Annotated in this window: 14 protein-coding genes and 1 pseudogene; 10 read left to right on the forward strand and 5 right to left on the reverse strand. The window is 69.9% G+C overall.

Going from position 1 to position 18,638, the window contains the following annotated elements:
• Positions 1-89 precede the first annotated feature (89 nt).
• The 4 genes from Q0Q47_RS28870 to Q0Q47_RS28885 form a co-directional block, all read right to left on the reverse strand.
• Positions 90-1,766 carry a thiamine pyrophosphate-binding protein gene (locus Q0Q47_RS28870; RefSeq protein ID WP_293868269.1) on the reverse strand — a complete coding sequence of 559 codons (1,677 nt, stop codon included), beginning with the start codon at positions 1,764-1,766 and terminating at the stop codon, positions 90-92.
• A 44-nt stretch (positions 1,767-1,810) separates the two neighbouring features.
• Positions 1,811-2,986: a CaiB/BaiF CoA-transferase family protein gene (locus tag Q0Q47_RS28875; protein WP_293868271.1), complete on the reverse strand. Its 1,176-nt coding sequence runs from the start codon at positions 2,984-2,986 to the stop codon at positions 1,811-1,813.
• Positions 2,987-2,999: 13 nt separating this feature from the next.
• Positions 3,000-4,214 carry an acyl-CoA dehydrogenase gene (locus tag Q0Q47_RS28880; RefSeq protein WP_293868273.1) on the reverse strand — a complete coding sequence of 405 codons (1,215 nt, stop codon included), beginning with the start codon at positions 4,212-4,214 and terminating at the stop codon, positions 3,000-3,002.
• Between the two features lie 64 nt (positions 4,215-4,278).
• Positions 4,279-5,799 (reverse strand): aldehyde dehydrogenase family protein, encoded by a 1,521-nt coding sequence (locus tag Q0Q47_RS28885; RefSeq protein WP_293868275.1) that lies wholly within the window; start codon positions 5,797-5,799, stop codon positions 4,279-4,281.
• A gap of 176 nt (positions 5,800-5,975) precedes the next feature.
• Here Q0Q47_RS28885 and gcvA point away from each other — a divergent pair, with 176 nt between their 5' ends.
• From gcvA to Q0Q47_RS28900, 3 genes are all read left to right on the forward strand, one after another.
• The gene (gene gcvA / locus Q0Q47_RS28890; protein WP_293868277.1) at positions 5,976-6,911 is read left to right on the forward strand and encodes a transcriptional regulator GcvA; all 936 of its coding nucleotides are present in this window, start codon (positions 5,976-5,978) and stop codon (positions 6,909-6,911) included.
• A 43-nt stretch (positions 6,912-6,954) separates the two neighbouring features.
• Entirely contained in the window at positions 6,955-8,157 is a 1,203-nt protein-coding gene (locus Q0Q47_RS28895) for an FAD-binding oxidoreductase (RefSeq protein ID WP_293868279.1), read from the forward strand.
• Positions 8,158-8,409: 252 nt separating this feature from the next.
• A complete protein-coding gene (locus Q0Q47_RS28900; protein WP_293868281.1) occupies positions 8,410-9,117 on the forward strand; it encodes a hypothetical protein in 708 nt (235 codons plus the stop codon).
• Between the two features lie 147 nt (positions 9,118-9,264).
• Here Q0Q47_RS28900 and Q0Q47_RS28905 read toward each other — a convergent pair whose 3' ends face one another.
• Complete coding sequence (locus tag Q0Q47_RS28905; RefSeq protein WP_293868283.1) at positions 9,265-10,446, reverse strand: dihydrodipicolinate synthase family protein; 1,182 nt, start codon at positions 10,444-10,446, stop codon at positions 9,265-9,267.
• Positions 10,447-10,712: 266 nt separating this feature from the next.
• Here Q0Q47_RS28905 and Q0Q47_RS28910 point away from each other — a divergent pair, with 266 nt between their 5' ends.
• From Q0Q47_RS28910 to Q0Q47_RS28940, 7 genes and pseudogenes are all read left to right on the forward strand, one after another.
• Positions 10,713-11,771, forward strand: coding sequence for a LacI family DNA-binding transcriptional regulator (locus tag Q0Q47_RS28910; RefSeq protein ID WP_293868285.1), 1,059 nt, complete (start codon positions 10,713-10,715; stop codon positions 11,769-11,771).
• On the forward strand, positions 11,768-12,769 hold the full coding sequence (locus tag Q0Q47_RS28915; protein WP_293868287.1) for a Gfo/Idh/MocA family oxidoreductase: 1,002 nt from the start codon (positions 11,768-11,770) through the stop codon (positions 12,767-12,769). Before Q0Q47_RS28910 ends, Q0Q47_RS28915 begins: the two co-directional genes overlap by 4 nt.
• 10 nt (positions 12,770-12,779) lie before the next feature.
• Positions 12,780-14,372: an acyl CoA:acetate/3-ketoacid CoA transferase gene (locus Q0Q47_RS28920; protein WP_293868289.1), complete on the forward strand. Its 1,593-nt coding sequence runs from the start codon at positions 12,780-12,782 to the stop codon at positions 14,370-14,372.
• Positions 14,369-15,145: an enoyl-CoA hydratase/isomerase family protein gene (locus tag Q0Q47_RS28925; RefSeq protein WP_293868291.1), complete on the forward strand. Its 777-nt coding sequence runs from the start codon at positions 14,369-14,371 to the stop codon at positions 15,143-15,145. Before Q0Q47_RS28920 ends, Q0Q47_RS28925 begins: the two co-directional genes overlap by 4 nt.
• 271 nt (positions 15,146-15,416) lie before the next feature.
• A pseudogene (locus Q0Q47_RS28930) lies at positions 15,417-16,598 on the forward strand (ABC transporter substrate-binding protein); the annotation flags it as partial.
• Positions 16,599-16,763: 165 nt separating this feature from the next.
• Positions 16,764-17,714, forward strand: a complete 951-nt coding sequence (locus tag Q0Q47_RS28935; protein ID WP_293868313.1) for a carbohydrate ABC transporter permease — start codon at positions 16,764-16,766, stop codon at positions 17,712-17,714.
• Positions 17,711-18,637 (forward strand): carbohydrate ABC transporter permease, encoded by a 927-nt coding sequence (locus Q0Q47_RS28940; RefSeq protein WP_293868293.1) that lies wholly within the window; start codon positions 17,711-17,713, stop codon positions 18,635-18,637. The genes Q0Q47_RS28935 and Q0Q47_RS28940 overlap by 4 nt, the downstream gene beginning before the upstream one ends.
• Position 18,638: the final 1 nt, after the last annotated feature.

An 18,638-nucleotide genomic window follows, 5' to 3' on the forward strand; every position in this document is an offset into this window, starting at 1 on the left:
TCCCCGAACAGGTGTCCACCATCTCCCCGGTCTAAACACCAAGCCCGGCCATGACTCGGAGAGGTGGGAGCAATCTGGACTTCGGCCGCTCACCCCTTCTTGAGCGACGCTTCCCGGATCTTGGTCAGCGTGGTGGCCGGCGTGATCGCCTCGGGGTCGATCAGCACATGCAGGATGGCGGGCTTGCCGGACGCGACCGCGCGCTCGAAGGCGGGGGCGAACTCTTCCGTCGTCTCCACCCGCTCGCCGTGGCCGCCGAAGGCCGTCGCATAGGCGGCGAAGTCGGGGTTCTTCAGGCGCGTGGCCGAAACGCGGCCGGGGTATTCGCGCTCCTGGTGCATGCGGATGGTGCCGTACATGCCGTTGTCGACGACGACCACGACGATCGGCAGGTCGTACTGCACGGCCGTGGCGAACTCCTGGCCGTTCATCAGGAAGCAGCCGTCGCCGGCGAAACACACGACCATGCGGTCGGGGAACTGGCGCTTGGCGCCGACGGCGGCCGGCAGTCCGTAGCCCATGGAGCCCGACACCGGGGCGAGCTGCGTGGCGAAGCGACGGAAGCGCATGAAGCGGCCGACCCAGATGGCGTAGTTGCCGGCGCCGTTGGTGACGATGGCGTTCTCCGGCAGGCGGTTGCGCAGCCAGGTCATGGCCTCGCCGTACTGGAACTTGCCCGGAATGACCGGCGGCTGCTCGGTCCAGGCCAGATAGTCCTCGCGAGCCTGCTTCGTGGCGGCGCCCCAGGCGATGGCATTCGGGGGCTGCAGGGTCTCCAGCGCCGCCGCGAAGGCGGCCGGCGTGGCGTTGATGCCGAGCGCCGGGTGATAGACCTTGCCGAGCTCCATGGCGTCTGCATGCACGTGGACGAGCTGCTGGCGCGCCACCGGCACGTCGAAGAGCGTGTAGGCCTGGGAGGGCACTTCCGACATGCGACCGCCGGCGACGATCACCAGATCGGCCGCCTCGATGCGGGCCTTCAGCTTCGGGTTCGGGCCGAGCCCGATCTCGCCGGCGTAGTTCGGGTGGTCGCCGGGAAACAGCATGGCCCGGCGGAAGGAGGTGGCGACCGGGAGCTCGAAGCGCTCGGCGAAGCGGCGCACGCGGGCGCAGGCCGTCTCCGACCAGCCGCTGCCGCCCAGCACCAGGATCGGACGCTCGGCGGCCCACAGCCGCTTCTGCAGGTCGGCCATCTGGGTGAGGCCCGGCCAGGTCTCGACCGGCTCGACGCGCGGCCCGGCGGCCACCGGAGCGCAGTCCAGCAGCATGTCTTCCGGCAGGGCGATGACGACCGGGCCGGGGCGTCCCTGCATGGCCGTGTGGAAGGCGCGCGAGATGATCTCGGGCAGGCGGGCCGCCTCGTCGACCTCGACGACCCACTTGGCCATCGAACCGAAGACGGCCCTGTAGTCGATCTCCTGCCAGGCGCCGCGGCCGCGCACGCCGCGCTCGACGTGCCCGACGAAGAGGATCAGCGGCACCGAGTCGTGCTCGGCGATGTGGATGCCGTGCGCGGCATTGGTGGCGCCCGGCCCGCGCGTCACCATGGCGATGCCGGGGCGTCCCGTGAGGCGCGCGGTGGCATCGGCCATCATCGTCGCGCCGGCTTCCTGGCGACAGACCGTCACGTTGATCGAGGCGTCATGCAGCGCGTCCAGCACCGCGAGGTAGCTTTCTCCCGGCACGCAGAAGACGTGCTCGACGCCCTGGGCGGCGAGACAGTCGACGATGATCTGGCCGCCGGTGCGGGGCGTCGGTGCGGACATGGGCTGGTCCTCGCTGGGATACGGCAACGGTGTCGCGAAAGGCTTTAGCCGCCCCAGGCGGGATCGGCCAGCACGTCGTCGGTGTGTTCGCCGAGCCGCGGCGGCGGGCGGCGCGAGACCTGGGCCTCGCCGTCGAGCATCAGCGGCGAGCGCAGGGTCGGCATGGTGCCACCCGCGACGTGCGGGGCATCGAGCTCGACCTTCATGCCGCGCCAGGCGACCTGCGGGTCGGCGAAGACGTCGGCGACGGTGTTGATCGGGCCGGCCGGCACGCTCGCCTTCTCCAGCGCGGCCAGCAGGTCGTCACGCTTCCAGGCCTTCGTGCACTCCGCGATCAGGCCGACGAGGCGCTCGCGGTGGGCGATGCGCAGGGCGTTGGTGGCGAAGTCGGCGTCCTGCGCCACGGCCGCGAGATCGAGGATGCCGCACAGCTTGCGGAACTGGCCGTCGTTGCCTGTCGCGATGACCAGATGGCCGTCGGCCACCGGGAACACCTGGTAGGGCACCAGGTTCGGATGGGCGTTGCCCATGCGGGTCGGGGCCTTGCCGCCGATGAAGTAGTTGAGTGCCTGGTTGGCGAGGATCGACACGGTGGTGTCGAAGAGGGCCATGTCGACGTGGCTGCCTTCGCCGGTCTCGTCGCGGCGGCGCAGCGCGGCCATGATGCCGACGACGCTGTAGACGCCGGTGAAGATGTCGGAGACGGCGATGCCCACCTTCTGCGGTTCGCCGCCGCGCTCGCCGGTGACGTCCATGATCCCGCCCATGGCCTGGATCATGAAGTCGTAGCCGGCCCGCTCGGCATAGGGGCCGTCCTGCCCGAAGCCGGTGATCGAGCAGGTGACCAGCCGCGGGTTCAGCTTGCGCAGGCTCTCGTGGTCGAGGCCGTATTTCTTCAGGCCGCCGACCTTGAAGTTCTCGATGACGACGTCGGCGTGCAGCGCCAGCCGCCGGACCAGCGCCTGGCCCTCCGGCGTCTCGAAGTCGGCGACGATGGAGCGCTTGCCGCGGTTGCAGGCATGGAAGTAGGCGGCCGACAGGGGTTCCCCGTCGGCGCCGGGCACGAAGGGCGGCCCCCAGGCGCGCGTGTCGTCCCCCTGGCCCTCCCGCTCCACCTTCACCACGTCCGCCCCGAGATCGGCCAGCGTCTGGCCGACCCAGGGCCCGGCCAGGATGCGGGCCAGCTCGAGGACGCGCAGGCCGTGGAGGGGCGGGTTCATGGGGCGGGCGCTCTCAGAAGAACGCCTGCAGGCCGGTCTGGGCGCGGCCGAGGATGAGGGCGTGGACGTCGTGGGTGCCCTCGTAGGTGTTCACCGTCTCGAGGTTCGCGGCGTGGCGCATCACCATGTATTCCTGCTGGATGCCGTTGCCGCCGTGCATGTCGCGGGCGACGCGGGCGATGTCGAGCGCCTTGCCGCAGTTGTTGCGCTTGACCAGCGAGATCATCTCGGGCGCGACCTTGCCCTCGTCGAAGAGGCGGCCGACGCGCAGGCTGGCCTGGAGGCCGAGCGTGATCTCGGTCTGCATGTCGGCGAGCTTCTTCTGCACGAGCTGGGTGGCGGCGAGCGGACGGCCGAACTGCTTGCGGTCGAGCGTGTACTGGCGCGCGCGGTGCCAGCAGTCCTCGGCGGCGCCGAGCACGCCCCAGGAGATGCCGTAGCGGGCACGGTTGAGGCAGCCGAAGGGGCCCTTCAGGCCCGACACGTTGGGCAGCAGGGCGCTTTCGGGCACCACGACGCCGTCCATGACGATCTCGCCGGTGATCGAGGCGCGAAGGCTGAGCTTGCCGCCGATCTTCGGGGCGGAGAGACCCTTCATGCCCTTCTCGAGCACGAAGCCGCGGATCTGGTCGCCGTGGGCGGCCGACTTCGCCCAGACGACGAAGACGTCGGCGATCGGCGAGTTCGAGATCCACATCTTGGAGCCCGAGATGCGGTAGCCGTCGGCGACCTTCTCGGCGCGGGTCTTCATGCCGGCCGGGTCGGAGCCGGCGTCCGGCTCCGTCAGGCCGAAGCAGCCGACCCACTCGCCCGACGCGAGCTTGGGCAGGTACTTCTTGCGCTGCGTCTCGTCGCCATAGGCGTAGATCGGGTACATCACGAGCGAGGACTGCACGCTCATCATGGAGCGATAGCCGGAGTCGACGCGCTCGACCTCACGGGCGACCAGGCCGTAGGAGACGTAGCCGGCGCCGGCGCAACCGTAGTCCTCGGGCAGCGTCACGCCGAGCAGGCCCAGTTCGCCCATCTCGTTGAAGATCTCGCGGTCGGTCTTCTCGGTGGCGTAGGCCTCCACGACGCGCGGCAGCAGCTTCTCCTGCGCGTAGGCGCGGGCCGTGTCGCGGATGAGGCGCTCGTCCTCGGTCAGCTGCTCCTCGAGCAGGAAGGCGTCATCCCACTGGAAGGACGCAGGGGCGGGCTTGTCCTTGGTCTTGGGGGCGGCGGTCATCGTCTCTCTCCCAGGTCGTCCGAGTGTGCGGGTCTGTTCCGGAATGATCTCGCGGACGGGCCGTTCAGCCCATGATGTCGAATGTCACACCCTGCGCCAATGGCAGGGTCGTGCCGTAGTTGATGGTGTTGGTGGCGCGGCGCATGTAGGCCTTCCAGGCGTCCGAGCCGGCCTCGCGGCCGCCGCCCGTCTCCTTCTCGCCGCCGAACGCGCCGCCGATCTCGGCGCCCGAGGGGCCGATGTTGACGTTGGCGATGCCGCAGTCCGAGCCCTCCGACGAGACGAAGCGCTCGGCCTCGCGCATGTTCAGCGTGAACAGTGAGGACGACAGGCCCGCGCCGACCGCGTTGTGCATGGCGATGGCGTCGTCGAAGTCGTCGTAGCGCACGACGTAGAGGATCGGCGCGAAGGTCTCGCGCAGCACCGGCCCGGCATGGGCCGGCATCTCGACGAGCGCCGGGGCGACGTAGAAGGCCTCGGGGCCGCCGAGGGTCTCGACGCGGTGACCGCCATGGACGACGCCGCCGAGCTTGCGGGCCTCGACGAGCGCGGCCTGCATGCCCTCGTAGGCGCCCTTGTCGATGAGCGGGCCGACGAGCACGCCGGCCTCGCGGGGATCGCCGATCTTCGCCGTGGCGTAGACCTTGGCGAGGCGCGGGATCAGGCCGTCATAGACGCTGGAATGCACGATGAGGCGGCGCAGCGTGGTGCAGCGCTGGCCGGCCGTGCCGATGGCGGCGAAAGCGATGCCGCGCAGCGCGAGGTCGAGGTCGGCGCTCGGCGCCACGATGGCGGCGTTGTTGCCGCCGAGCTCGAGCAGGGAGCGGCCGAAGCGGGCGGCGACGCGCGGACCCACCTGGCGGCCCATGGCCGTCGAGCCGGTGGCCGAGACCAGCGCCACGCGGTGGTCGTCGACGAGCACCTCGCCGAGGTCGCGGCCGCCGATCAGCACCTGCGAGAGGCCGGCGGGGATGCCCCCGAAGCGGGCGGCGGCGCGCTCGACGATGGCCTGCACGGCCAGCGCCGTGAGCGGGGTCTTCTCCGAGGGCTTCCACACGACGGGGTCGCCACAGACGAAGGCGAGCGCCGCGTTCCACGACCAGACCGCCACGGGGAAGTTGAAGGCGGTGATGACGCCGACGACGCCCAGCGGATGCCAGGTCTCCATCATGCGGTGGTCGGCGCGCTCGGTGGCGATGGTGAGGCCGTAGAGCTGGCGCGATAGTCCGACCGCGAAGTCGCAGACGTCGATCATCTCCTGGACCTCGCCGAGGCCCTCGGACACGATCTTGCCGGCCTCGAGCGTCACCAGCCGGCCGAGATCGGCCTTGGCGGTGCGCAGTTCCTCGCCCAGCAGGCGCAGGAACTCGCCGCGGCGCGGTGCCGGAACCTTGCGCCAGGCGGCGAAGGCTTCCGCCGCGCTGGCGACCGCGTCGGCCGCGTCGGCGGCCGTCGCCTGGCGGAGCTCGGCCACGATCTCGCCCGTCACGGGGGAGCGCGCGGGCAGGCCGCCGGCCTGGTAGACGCTTTCCGGCACGCCGAGGCGCAGGAGGAGAGGCAGCACTTCGTCGCGGGCGGTCGGCATCGGGATCTCCTCGTCTTGCGCGGGTCTGACAGCAGGATCGTCTTGCGCGGGTCTGACAGCAGGATCGCGCGCGCATGCGAAAGGGCAGGCCAAGAAGGCCCGCCCCGTTGCGCAGGTTCCCGCTTTCGGCTCGCCATTGCAACGGATATGTTCTCAGGAGTTGATGAGGTCCTTTCATGAACTCCGCCCATGCCCGTCGTCTGGTTCCCTCCCTCTCGGCCCTGCAGGCCTTCGAGGCCGCGGCCCGGCACGGCAGCTTCACCCGCGCAGCGGAGGAGCTCGACCTGACCCAGGGCGCCGTGAGCCGGCAGGTCGCCACGCTGGAGGACTCGCTGGGCGTGACCCTGTTCGAGCGGGTCCGCCAACGCGTGGCGCTGACGCCCGCCGGCACGGCTTACGCGGACGAGATCCGCGAGGCGCTCGGCCGGATCGCGGCCGCCACGCTGTCGGCCATGACGCTGCGCGGAGCGGGCGGCACGCTGGGGCTCGCCATCCTGCCCACCTTCGGCACGCGCTGGCTCATCCCGCGCCTCCCGGGCTTCTTCCGCGCCCATCCGGAAGTGACCATCACCTTCGCGACCCGCATCGTGCCGTTCGACTTCGCGGCCGACGGCCTTGATGCGGCCATCCATTTCGGCGACCCGGTCTGGCCGGGCGCGGCGATGCATCCCCTGATGGGCGAGACGATCGTGCCGGTGGCGAGCCCCTCGCTGCTCGCCGAGACGCCCCTGCGCGAACCGGAAGACGTGCTGAAGATCCCGCTCCTGCAACAGGCGACGCGCCCGCGGGCCTGGCCCGAGTGGCTGCAGGCGCAGGGCGTCTCGCCCGGCCGCGCCACCATGGGGCCGACCTTCGAGCAGTTCGCCATGGTGGCGCGCGCGGCCGCGGCGGGGCTCGGCCTCGCCGTCGTGCCGCGCTTCCTGGTCGAGGAGGAATTGCGGGCCGGCCAGCTCGTGATCCCGTTCGACCGTCCGATCACCAGCCGCCAGTCCTACTGGCTCGTCTACCCGCGCGAGAAGCGCGAGAGGCCGGCGCTGGCCGCGTTTCGCGAGTGGCTGCTGGCCGAATGTGCCGCGGACCGCGGCGAGGCGGGCTTGCCGCCGCCGGAATGATCGGGCAATCATGCGCGCGGATCATGAAGCCGGGAGAGTGCGCGTGCAGGCCGCCGCCGACATCGTCATCGCCGGAGGCGCCGTCATCGGCTCCTCGGTCGCCTATCATCTCGCGAGCGATCCGGCGTTCACCGGCCAGGTCGTGGTCGTCGAGAAGGACCCCACCTACCAGTTCTCCTCGTCCGCGCTCTCGGCCGCCTCGATCCGGCAGCAGTATTCGAGCGCGGTGAACATCCGCATCTCGCTCTTCGGCATCCGCTTCCTGCGCGAGATCGGCGAGCGGCTGGCGGTGGGCGACGACCGGCCGGCCATCGACCTGCACGAGGGCGGCTATCTCTATCTCGGCAGCCCGGGGGAGGGCGCGCAGGTGCTGCGCGAGAACAACGCGCTGCAAACGGCGGAAGGTGCCGACATCGCCATCCTGGACAAGGCGGCGCTCGCGGCGCGGTTCCCGTTCCTGTCGCTGGACGGAATCGAGCTCGGCTCCTACGGCGTGAGCGGCGAGGGCTGGTTCGACGGCTGGGGCCTGATGCAGGCCTTGCGCAAGAAGGCCCGCAGCCTCGGCGTCACGTACATGCAGGGAGAGGTGGTCGACGTCGAGCGCGAGGGCGGGCGGGTGACGGCGGTCCGCCTCGCCGACGGCCAGCGCATCGCCTGCGGCGCGCTCGTGAACGCGGCAGGGGCCTCCGGGGCGCGGGTGCTGGCCGAGAAGGCCGGCGTGGCGATCCCGGTCTACCCGCACAAGCGCTGCGTCTTCACCTTCCACTGCAAGGGCGACGTCGCCCGCGCGCCGCTCCTGATCGACGTGTCGGGGGCGTGGTGCCGGCCGGAGGGACGCCCGGGTGCCGAGGGCCAGATGTTCCTGTGCGGCGGCGGCCCGATGCGCGACGAGACCGAGGACACCGCCGACTTCGAGGTCGAGTGGAACCTCTTCGAGGAGCACTACTGGCCGACGCTCGCCGAGCGCATCCCCGCCTTCGAGCAGATCCGCCCCGGCCGCGCCTGGGCCGGCCACTACGACATGAACCGCCTCGACCACAACGGCATCGTCGGGCAGGCGGGCGAGTGCTCGAACTTCTACGTGGCGACGGGATTCTCTGGACATGGCCTGCAGCAGGCCCCCGCCGTCGGTCGCGGGATCGCCGAGCTGATCGTGCATGGCGGCTACAAGACTCTCGACCTGAGCGATCTCGGCTTCGAGCGGATTGCGGCCAACCGGCCGCTGCTCGAGCGCAACGTGATCTGACCGTCCGGCTGCGCTGACGGCGCCTCCTTGGGCCTTGTCGCCTCGCGCTCGATCTCTCCCTGCGTCCTGGCCGGGCTTGGCCCGGCCATCCACGACTTCGGTCCGGCTCCAGCAAAGTCGTGGATGCCCGGGCCGAGCCCGGGCAGGACGAGCGAGGGGGGCGCTTCATGATGGAGTGACCACCCGAATCCCGGAAACCGGGCCGCGCGGCGGGCGTTCAGGCTGGGACCCGTTCCTGGCCGGAGGCATGACATGCTCCATTCCCCCATCCCTTTCCCTCGTGTTCGCAGCCTTGCGCTCGCTCTCGCCCTGGCGGGGGCGACCGGCCTGCTCGCGCCGTCCCTCGTCCCGGGCGCCTTCGCCCAATCGGGTGGCGGATCGTCCGGTGGAAGCGGCGGCGGCTCCTCGTCCGGATCGGCCGGAGGAGCGACCGGCGGCTCGGTCGGCGGCGCCGGGGCGGCCGGCAGTCCCTCAGCCGGCGGGCTTGGATCGCCGGCCGGCGGAACACTCGGGACCGCGCCGGCCATCGGGAACCAGACCGGCGCCATCCCGAACGTTCCGGGCGGTCCCGCTCCAGCCGCGCCCCAGACCGTCGCTCCGCCCGCCACGGGTGCGAACACGCTGCCCAACAGCACGAACGAGCTCTCCAACACGGGGTCGCTGCGCCCGGGCGACACCACCGGCGGCGTGAGTGGCTCGCGCAGCGAGGGGACGGCCCGAGGCGGGCAAGCGCCGGCCTGCAGCGAGGTGCTGGCCCACCGCGACTACTTCACCGCCACCGTGATCGCCGGCTGCGAGAGGCAGGCGAAGGGCGGACAGGCCACGGGTGCTCCCGATACGGGGCGGGCCGGCAACAGCATGGAGGGCGGGGTGAAGCCGTTGGACAAGCCGTCCGAAGTGCAGACGAAGAAGGCGCCTTCGGATGCCAAGGCGCTGGGGAGCATCTGCTCGAACTGCTGAGCCGCGGAGAGGTGGTGCGTCCTTCGACACGCGGCCTCCGGCCGCTGCTCAGGATGAGGACCTTTGTGATTGCGAAACCACACACTTCCTCATCCTGAGCAGCCCGCGAAGCGGGCGTGTCGAACGACGCAGGATCGTCGTGCAGCCCTACTGCTCCACCCCGTTCACGGCCAGGAACGCCTTCATCCGTGACACGGCCCGCTCGGGATCGACCAGCAGGCCGGCCTGCGATGCGAGGCGGAAGACGTCGGCGTAGTGGGCGAGGCTGCGGGCCGATTCCATGCCGCCGACCATGCGGAAATGCTGCTGGAAGCCGTTGAGCCAGGCGAGGAAGACGATGCCGGCCTTGTAGTACTGGGTCGGGGCCTCGAAGATCTTGCGTGAGAGCGGCACGGTCGGCCCCAGGATCGCGTGGTAGCCCGCGAGGTCTCCGGCGGCGAGCTTGTCGAGCGCGGCGGCGGCGGCGGGGGCGATGGGATCGAAGATGCCGAGCAGGCCGTGGGAGATGTGCTGGCCGTCGCCGGCGATCAGGTCGGCGTAGTTGAAGTCGTCGCCGGTGTACATCTTCACGCCGGCGGGCAGCATGGCGCGCATCCGCTCCTCGTGGGCGCGCTCCAGCAGCGAGATCTTGATGCCGTCGATCTTGCCGGCATGGCGATCGATGAGCGAAAGGCAGGTCGCCATGGCCTGGTCGACGTCCATGGAGCCCCAGTAGCCGGCGAGCTGCGGGTCGAACATGTCGCCCAGCCAGTGCAGGATCACCTTGTCCTTCGCCTGCGCGATCAGGCGGCCATAGACGGCGAGGTACTCGTCGCGCCCCTTGGCGACACGGCACAGCGCCCGACTGGCCATCAGGATGATGCGCCCGCCATGGGCCTCGACATGCTCCATCTGCTCCTCATAGGCGCGGATCACGTCGTCGACGCCGCGGGCCTGGACGGGATCGAGCTGGTCGGTCCCCGCCCCGCAGGCCAGCGCCGCGCCGGGCACGGTCCGCGCCTCCGCGAGGGAGCGCGCGATCAGCTCCTTGGCCACGCTCCAGTCGAGGCCCATGCCCCGCTGCGAGGTGTCCATGGCTTCGGCGATGGCGAAGCCGAGGCCCCAGAGATGGCGGCGGAAAGCGAGCGTCGCGTCCCAGTCGAGGACGGGGGCCTGCCAGGGCCTGTCCATCGCCAGCGGATCGGCCACGACGTGGGCGGCCGCATACACGACCCGGGGAAACTCGCCGGCATGGACGAGCGGGAAGGGAGAGGCGCCGGCCACCGTGAAGGTGTCGAGGGTTCCGCCGCTCGCCGGCAGCGTCACTGTCCAAGTCGGGGAACCGGTCATCGGCGTCTCCTGGCGTTTCCTTGCGACCGCCTGCGACGGTCCGTCCCGTTTGTAGCCTTCATTGCTGCGCTTGACAGCCGCGAGGCGTTGCGCCAACTTCCGCATTAGAACGTTCCAAAGTCAAGGCTTCCGATTTCGCAGAACAAGAAAGCGAAATGGAAGCAATGGTTTGAGCTCCCAACGATCGCTTCTGCGAGAATTTTGGGCAAACGCATTGGACCGTTCCAAAAGTCCGCCGAACGGGCGGGCGAGGTGAGGACACGAGGATGGGCGAAACGAGGACCGGCTCCGGCCGTCCGACGACGATCGTCGACATCGCGCGCGCCGCCGGCGTGTCGAAGTCGACCGTGTCGCTCGTCCTCAAGGGCTCCTCCCTGGTCAAGCCGGAGACGAAGGCGCGCGTCGAGGACGTCATCGAGCGCTTCGGCTACGTCTACAACCGCGGGGCCGCCAACCTGCGCACCGCGACGTCGAGCTTCGTCGGCATGGTCATCAGCGACCTGACCAACCCCTTCTTCTGCGAACTCGCGGTCGGCATCGAGGAGGGGCTCTACCAGCGCGGCTTCGTCCCCATCCTGGCCAACACCAACGAGGACACGGAGCGTCAGGCGCAGGTGCTGCGCTCCATGCGCGAGCACGGCGTCGGCGGCATCATCATGAGCCCGGCGCGCGGCACCGACGCCTGGATGCTGGCGAGCCTGTACTCGCGCACCATGCCGATGGTCATCACCATGCGGCAGATCATCGGCAGCCCGCTCCCCTATGTCGGGCCGGACAACCAGGCCGGCGCGCGCAAGGCGGTGGAGCACCTGATCGGCCTCGGCCACCGGCGCATCGGCTTCCTCGGCGGCTATGCCACCATGACCACGCAGCAAGAGCGCATCTCCGGCTGGCGCGACGCCATCCTGGGCGCCGGGCTGCCCTTCGACGACACGCTGGTGTTCGAGTCCATGCCGACGCGGGACGGCGGCCGCCAGGCGGTCGAGGCGTCGCTCGCCCACCCGGCCCGGCCGACGGCCGTGATGTGCTACAACGACATCGTCGCCATGGGCGCCACGCGGGCGCTGGCCATGCGCGGCCTGCGCGCCGGCAAGGACATGGCCGTCGTCGGCTTCGACGACATCGACGAGGCCGAGCACAATGCGCCGCCGCTCACCACCGTGAGTGCCGAGACGCGCCTCATGGGCGCGCGCTGCGCCGAGAGCCTGCTCGGGCTCATCCAGGGCAGCGACCCGCAGGAGATGGGCTTCACCGGCCCGACCCGGCTCGTCGTGCGCGAGAGCTGCGGCGCCCCCGTTTCCATCCGCCAGAAGGAGCTCGCATGACCATCCGCTGGGGTCTCGTCGGGGCGAGCACCATCGCCCGGGAATGGGTGATCGGCGCCATCCGCGCCACCGGCGGCGAGGTGGCCGCCCTGATGTCGAGCGATGCCGCGCGCGGGCAGGCCTTCGCGCACGACAACGCCATTCCGCTCGCCACCACCGACCTCGATGCCCTGCTGCTGGCCGACATCGATGCGGTCTACATCTCGACCACCAACGAGAAGCACCGCCAGCAGACGCTGGCCGCCGCCCGCGCCGGCAAGCACGTGTTGTGCGAGAAGCCGCTCGACCTCTCCGTGGGCGGGGCGGTGGAGATGGTGCGCGCCTGCACCGCGGCGGGCGTGATCCTGGGCACCAACCATCACCTGCGCAATGCGGGCACCCATCGCGCCATGCGCGCCGCCATCGCCGCCGGGCGGATCGGCCGGCCGCTCTTCGCGCGCGTGTTCCACGCCGTGCACCTGCCGCCCCATTTGCAGGGATGGCGCATCGCCGACCCCTCGGCCGGCGCGGGCGTGATCATGGACATCACCGTGCACGACGCGGACACCCTGCGCTTCGTGCTGGGCGAGGAGCCCGTCGAGGTCACCGCCATGGTGCAGGAGGGCGGCATGGGCCGGCCGGGCATCGAGGACGGCGTCATGGGCGTGGCCCGCTTCGAAAGCGGCCTGCTGGCCCAGTTCCACGATGCCTTCACGACACGGTTCGCGACCACCGGCTTCGAGGTGCATGGCACCGAAGGCTCCCTGATCGGCACGAACTGCATGACGCAGAAGCCCGTCGGAGACGTCCTGCTGCGCACGGCCGCGGGCGACGAGCTTCTGCCCATCGACCGGACGAACCTCTACGAGCACGCGCTGGCGCGCTTCCACGGCGCGCTGCGGGGCGAGGGCATTCCCTCGGCCACCGGCGAGGACGGCGTCCGGTCCCTGGCCTTCGCCGCGGCGTGCCACGAGGCCGTGCTCGGACACGGCTTCTACACCGTCAATTCCATGTTGTGAGACCGGTGCCATGGCCTTCCCCCGCGTGATGACTGCCGACGAAGCCGCCGCCCTCGTGCCGGACGGCGCCGTGGTCACGGTGTCGTCGTCCTCCGGGCTCGGCTGCCCCGATGCCGTGCTCGCGGCCATCGGCCGGCGGTTCGACGCGTCGGGCCATCCGCGCGGGCTCACCACGCTGCATCCCATCGCCGCCGGCGACATGTGGGGCATCAAGGGCATCGATCACATCGCCAAGGAGGGCCTGCTCGCCAAGGTGCTGGGCGGCTCCTATCCGTCGGGCCCGTCCTCGGCGACGCCGCCGGCGATCTGGCAGATGGTCAGCGGCAACGCGATCCCCTGCTACAACATCCCCTCCGGCATCCTGTTCGACATGCATCGGGATGCGGCGGCGCATCGCCCCGGCGTGCTCACCAAGGTCGGCCTCGACACCTTCGTCGATCCCGACCGGGAGGGCTGCGCCATGAACGCCAAGGCGGCGGCCGAACCGGTCGTCCGGAAGGTCGAGTTCGCCGGCGACACATGGTTGTTCTTCCCGGCCGTCGTGCCGAAGGTCGCCATCATCCGCGCCACCACGGCGGACGAGCGCGGCAACCTCAGCTACGAGCACGAGGGCGGCTATCTCGGGCCGCTCGACCAGGCGCTCGCGGTGCGCAACAACGGCGGCGTCGTCATCGCGCAGGTGAAGCGGCTGGCCCAGGCCGGCACGCTGAAGCCGCACGACGTGCTGGTGCCCGGCATCCTCGTGGATGCGATCGTCGTCGCGCCGGACCAGATGCAGACGACGCAGACGGTCTACGAGCCCGCCATCTCGGGCGAGGTGTTCCGCCCGCTGTCCTCCTTCGAGGTGCCGGCCTTCGACGTCTCCAAGGTCATCGCCCGGCGCGTGGCGCGGGAGCTGCGGCGCGGCGATGCGGTCAACATCGGCTTCGGCATCTCGGCCAACGTCCCGCGCATCCTCATCGAGGAGGGCCGGCACGGCGACGTGACCTGGGTCATCGAGCAGGGGGCGGTCGGCGGCGTGCCGCTCATCGACTTCCAGTTCGGCTGCGCCTCGAACGCCGAGTGCATCGTGCCCTCGCCCTACCAGTTCACCTATTTCCAGGGCGGCGGCTTCGACGCCTCGCTGCTGTCCTTCCTGCAGATCGACCGAGAGGGCTGCGTCAACGTGTCGAAGCTCGGGGTGCGGCCGCATGTCACGGCCGGCGCGGGCGGTTTCGTCGACATCACGGCACGGGCCCGGCGCATCGTGTTCTCCGGGTTCTTTTCCGCGGCGGCCGATCTCGCCATCGAGGACGGCGCGCTGGCGATCCGGCGCGAGGGCAAGGTGAAGAAGCTCGTGAACGCGGTGGAGCACGTGACCTTCTCGGGCCGGCGCGCCGTCGCGCAGGGGCAGGACGTCACCTACATCACCGAGCGCTGCGTGCTGAGGCTCACCCGCGACGGGATCGTCGTCACCGAGATCGCGCCGGGCGTGAACCTCGAGCGCGACGTGCTCGCGCAGGCCGAGTTCCCCCTCATCGTGCCGCAGCCGCCGGCCCCGATGGATCCGGCCTTGTTCCGGCCGGAGCCGATCGGGCTCACCCTGCGGGAGGGCCGCGCATGAGCGACGCCGTTCGCCTCTCGCTCGACGGGGCCGTCGCGACCATCACGCTGGCGCGCCCGGAGAAGCTCAACGCCCTCGACCGGGCCATGATCGACGCGCTGGCGCAGATGGTCGCACGGATCGACGACGACCAGGCCATCCGTGCCGCGATCATCGTGGGCGAGGGCAAGGGGTTCTGCGCGGGCGGTGACATCGCGGCCTGGGGCGCCCTGCCGCCGATCGAGATGTGGCGGAGCTGGACGCGCGCCGGCCACCGGGCCTTCGATGCCCTGGCCAGGCTGCGCGTGCCGCTGATCGCGGCCTTGTCGGGCCATGCGCTCGGCGGCGGCCTCGAACTCGCCGGCACGGCCGACATCCGCATCGCCGAAGCGCAGGTGAAGCTCGGCCTGCCGGAGACCGGCATCGCCATGGTGCCCGGCTGGTCGGGCACGCAGCGCCTCGTGCGCCGCTTCGGCTCCCAGGCGATCCGCCGGCTCGCGCTGACGGGCGAGATCGTCACCGCCGAGAAGGCGCTGGCGCTGGGCCTCGTGGACGAGGTCGTGCCGGCCGGCGAGGCGCTGGCACGGGCGCGCGCCATGGCCGCGACCATCGCCGGGCGCGGTCCGGCCGCGACGGCCGTGGCCAAGCAGCTCATCAACGCCGCCGAAGGCGAGGGCGACGCCGCCGCGACGCTCGAAGGGCTCGCCGGCTCGCTCGCGGCCTACACCGAGGACGGCGCCGAGGGCGTCGCCAGCTTCCGCGAGAAGCGGGCCCCGGACTATCGGAACCGGTGAGCCATGGACCGCGGGACCGCCACCCTTTTCTCCGATGCCTTCGCGCCGCTAGCATGGCGGGCGGCGGTGGCATCCGGACAACCGCTTCCTCTGTCGTTCCCGAGAGCCCGGCCCAAGCCGGCATCGGGCGGCCGGCAGATGAAAAACGCCGCCGGACGCTTCCGGCACTGACGACCATCGGGAGGATGAAACCATGAAATCGATCGTGAAAGTCTTTGCCGGCGCGCTGCTTGCGTCGACCGTCATGACGGGCGCCTCGCTCGCCCAGACCAAGGAAGTGCAGATGCTGCACTGGTGGACGTCGGGCGGCGAAGCGGCCGCGCTGAACGTCCTCAAGCAGGACCTCGCCAAGGAAGGCTATGGCTGGAAGGACGTGCCGGTGGCCGGCGGCGGCGGCGACGCCGCGATGACCGCGCTGAAGGCGATGGTCGCGGCCGGCAACTACCCGACCGCCTCGCAGATGCTCGGCTACACCGTGCTCGACTACGCCGAAGCCGGCGTCATGGGCGACCTCACCGAGACGGCGAAGAAGGAAGGCTGGGACAAGGTCGTCCCGGCGCCGCTGCAGAAGTTCTCGGTCTACAAGGGCAAGTGGGTCGCCGCCCCCGTGAACGTCCACTCCGTCAACTGGCTGTGGATCAACAAGGCGGTGATGGACAAGATCGGCGGCACCGAGCCGAAGACCTTCGACGACTTCGTCGCCCTGCTCGACAAGGCCAAGAAGGCCGGCGTGATCCCGCTGGCGCTGGGCGGCCAGAGCTGGCAGGAGGCCACCATGTTCGACAGCATCGTGCTGTCGACCGGCGGTGCCGACTTCTACAAGAAGGCCTTCAACGACCTCGACGAGGCCTCGCTGAAGTCCGACACCATGAAGAAGGCCTTCGACAACCTCGGCAAGCTCAAGGCCTATGTCGACCCGAACTACTCGGGCCGCGACTGGAACCTGGCCACGGCCATGGTGATCAAGGGCGACGCGCTCGTGCAGGTCATGGGCGACTGGGCGAAGGGCGAGTTCGTGGCGGCCAAGAAGGCGCCGGGCACCGACTTCCTCTGCTACCGCTTCCCCGGCACCGACGGCACGGTGATCTACAACTCCGACATGTTCGGCATGTTCAACGTTCCGGCCGACCGCCGGGCCGCGCAGGCCGCGCTCGCGACCGCGACGCTGTCGAAGAGCTTCCAGTCGGCGTTCAACGTCGTGAAGGGCTCGGTCCCGGCCCGCACCGACGTGCCGGACACCGCCTTCGACGCCTGCGGCAAGAAGGGCATCGCCGACCTGAAGTCGGCCAGCGAGAAGAACACCCTGTTCGGCTCGCTCGCCCAGGGCTACGGCGCTCCTCCGGCCGTCGCCAACGCCTACAAGGACGTCGTGACGAAGTTCGTCCACGACCAGATCAAGACCTCCGACGAAGCCGTGAAGCAGCTCGTCAAGGCCATCGCCGACGCGAAGTGAGCGTGACACGGGACCGGCGGCGGAGATTGCCGCCGGTCCCGGTTCGCAGGGCACTGCGCCCGACGTGAAGGCTCCCCCTCCCCCGCAGGGGAGGGAGGGCGCGCCCGATCTGCAGATGTGACGGGTTTGGCCCATGCATGTGGGCGGAGGGAGGGGTACGTGACAATCACGACGTTGCCGGACCGTGTGGCTGCGCAGGCCGGTGCCACGCGTCCCGTGTCCCTGCGCGAACGCCTGCAGGACCTGCTGCCGAAGATCGTGCTCGCGCCGAGCTTCGTCGCCGTCATCGTCTTCGTCTACGGGTTCATCCTGTGGACGGTCTACCTGTCCTTCACGAACTCCAAGACGTTCCCCAACTACAACCTCACCGGCACGCGTGCCTATGAGCGGCTCTGGGGCTGGACCTTCGAGAGCGACCCGCCGTCGAGCTGGTACACCTCGATCACCAATCTCGGCACCTTCGGCGTGCTCTATATCGGCCTGTGCATGGCGCTGGGCCTGCTGCTCGCCATCCTGCTCGACCAGAAGATCCGTGGCGAAGGCATCCTGCGCCCCATCTACCTCTACCCGATGGCGCTCTCCTTCATCGTCACCGGCGTCGCGTGGAAGTGGTTCCTGGATCCCGGCCTCGGCCTCGAGAAGACGCTCCACGCCTGGGGCTGGGAGAGCTTCCATTTCGACTGGATCAAGAACAAGGACCGGGTGATCTACACGGTCGTCATCGCCGGCGTCTGGCAGGCCTCGGGCTTCGTCATGGCCATGTTCCTGGCCGGGCTGCGCGGCATCGACAGCGAGATCATGAAGGCGGCGCAGATCGACGGCGCCACCACGGTGCAGCTCTACCGGCGCATCGTCATCCCGATGCTGCGGCCGATCTTCCTGTCGGCCTTCATCGTGCTGGCCCACATGGCGATCAAGTCCTACGACCTCGTGGTCGCGCTGACGTCGGGCGGGCCCGGCGGCTCGGCCTGGCTCCCGTCGAACTTCATGTACGAGTACACCTTCAAGCGCAACGAAATGGCCGTGGGTTCGGCGAGCGCCGTGATCATGCTCATGACGATCTCAGCCATCATCGTGCCCTACCTCTATTCCGAGCTGCGGGAGAAGGGTCGATGAGCACCGCATCCTCCTCCGCCGAGGGCCGCAGCACGCTCGATCGCGTGGTCATCTACGGGCTGCTCGGCCTTTTCGCGGCCTTCTACCTGATCCCGCTTTTCGTGATGCTGGTGACCTCGTTCAAGCCCATGGACGAGATCCAGTCCGGCAACATGCTGGCCCTGCCCAGGGACCCGACCATCGAGCCGTGGATGAAGGCGTGGGGGGAGGCCTGCGTCGGCCTCACCTGCGCCGGCATCAAGGGCTACTTCTGGAACTCGACCAAGATGGTCGTGCCGGCGGTGGCCATCTCCACGGTGCTCGGCGCGCTCAACGGCTACGTCCTCACGAAGTGGCGCTTCCGTGGCCACAAGGTCGTGTTCGGGCTGATGCTGTTCGCCTGCTTCATCCCGTTCCAGGCGGTGCTGCTGCCGATGGCCACGATCCTCGGGTCGCTCGGGCGTTTCGGCAACGACCTGCAGGACCTGATCGGCACGTCGCTCGGCTTCGGCAACCCGACGGTGAACCTCGTCATCGTGCACGTGGTCTACGGGCTCGGCTTCACGACGCTCTTCTTCCGCAACTACTACGAGGCGTTCCCGACCGAGCTCGTGAAGGCGGCGCAGGTCGACGGCGCGAGCTTCTTCCAGATCTTCTGGCGGATCATGCTGCCGAACTCGGCGCCGATCTTCGTGGTCACGGTGATCTACCAGTTCACCAACATCTGGAACGACTTCCTGTTCGCCTCGGCCTATGCCGGCTCGGGCGATGTGATGCCGATGACGGTGGCGCTCAACAACGTGGTCAACACGTCGACGGGCGTCGTCGAATACAACGTCAACATGGCGGCCGCGATCATCGCGGCGCTCCCCACCCTCTTCGTCTACGTCGTCGCCGGCCGCTACTTCGTGCGCGGGCTGATGGCGGGCGCCGTGAAAGGATGAT

Source organism: uncultured Alsobacter sp., assembly GCF_945952055.1.
Classification (GTDB): Bacteria; Pseudomonadota; Alphaproteobacteria; order Rhizobiales; family Beijerinckiaceae; genus Alsobacter.

Bases quoted from the DNA above. Each gene is read 5' to 3' on its own strand.
- Q0Q47_RS28900 (WP_293868281.1), top strand. From the start codon at position 8,410: ATGCTCCATTCCCCCATCCCTTTCCCTCGTGTTCGCAGCCTTGCGCTC.
- Q0Q47_RS28870 (WP_293868269.1), bottom strand. From the start codon at position 1,766: ATGTCCGCACCGACGCCCCGCACCGGCGGCCAGATCATCGTCGACTGT.
- Q0Q47_RS28915 (WP_293868287.1), top strand. From the start codon at position 11,768: ATGACCATCCGCTGGGGTCTCGTCGGGGCGAGCACCATCGCCCGGGAA.
- Q0Q47_RS28885 (WP_293868275.1), bottom strand. From the start codon at position 5,799: ATGCCGACCGCCCGCGACGAAGTGCTGCCTCTCCTCCTGCGCCTCGGC.
- Q0Q47_RS28880 (WP_293868273.1), bottom strand. From the start codon at position 4,214: ATGACCGCCGCCCCCAAGACCAAGGACAAGCCCGCCCCTGCGTCCTTC.
- gcvA (WP_293868277.1), top strand. From the start codon at position 5,976: ATGAACTCCGCCCATGCCCGTCGTCTGGTTCCCTCCCTCTCGGCCCTG.
- Q0Q47_RS28920 (WP_293868289.1), top strand. From the start codon at position 12,780: ATGGCCTTCCCCCGCGTGATGACTGCCGACGAAGCCGCCGCCCTCGTG.
- Q0Q47_RS28905 (WP_293868283.1), bottom strand. From the start codon at position 10,446: ATGACCGGTTCCCCGACTTGGACAGTGACGCTGCCGGCGAGCGGCGGA.
- Q0Q47_RS28875 (WP_293868271.1), bottom strand. From the start codon at position 2,986: ATGAACCCGCCCCTCCACGGCCTGCGCGTCCTCGAGCTGGCCCGCATC.
- Q0Q47_RS28925 (WP_293868291.1), top strand. From the start codon at position 14,369: ATGAGCGACGCCGTTCGCCTCTCGCTCGACGGGGCCGTCGCGACCATC.
- Q0Q47_RS28910 (WP_293868285.1), top strand. From the start codon at position 10,713: ATGGGCGAAACGAGGACCGGCTCCGGCCGTCCGACGACGATCGTCGAC.
- Q0Q47_RS28940 (WP_293868293.1), top strand. From the start codon at position 17,711: ATGAGCACCGCATCCTCCTCCGCCGAGGGCCGCAGCACGCTCGATCGC.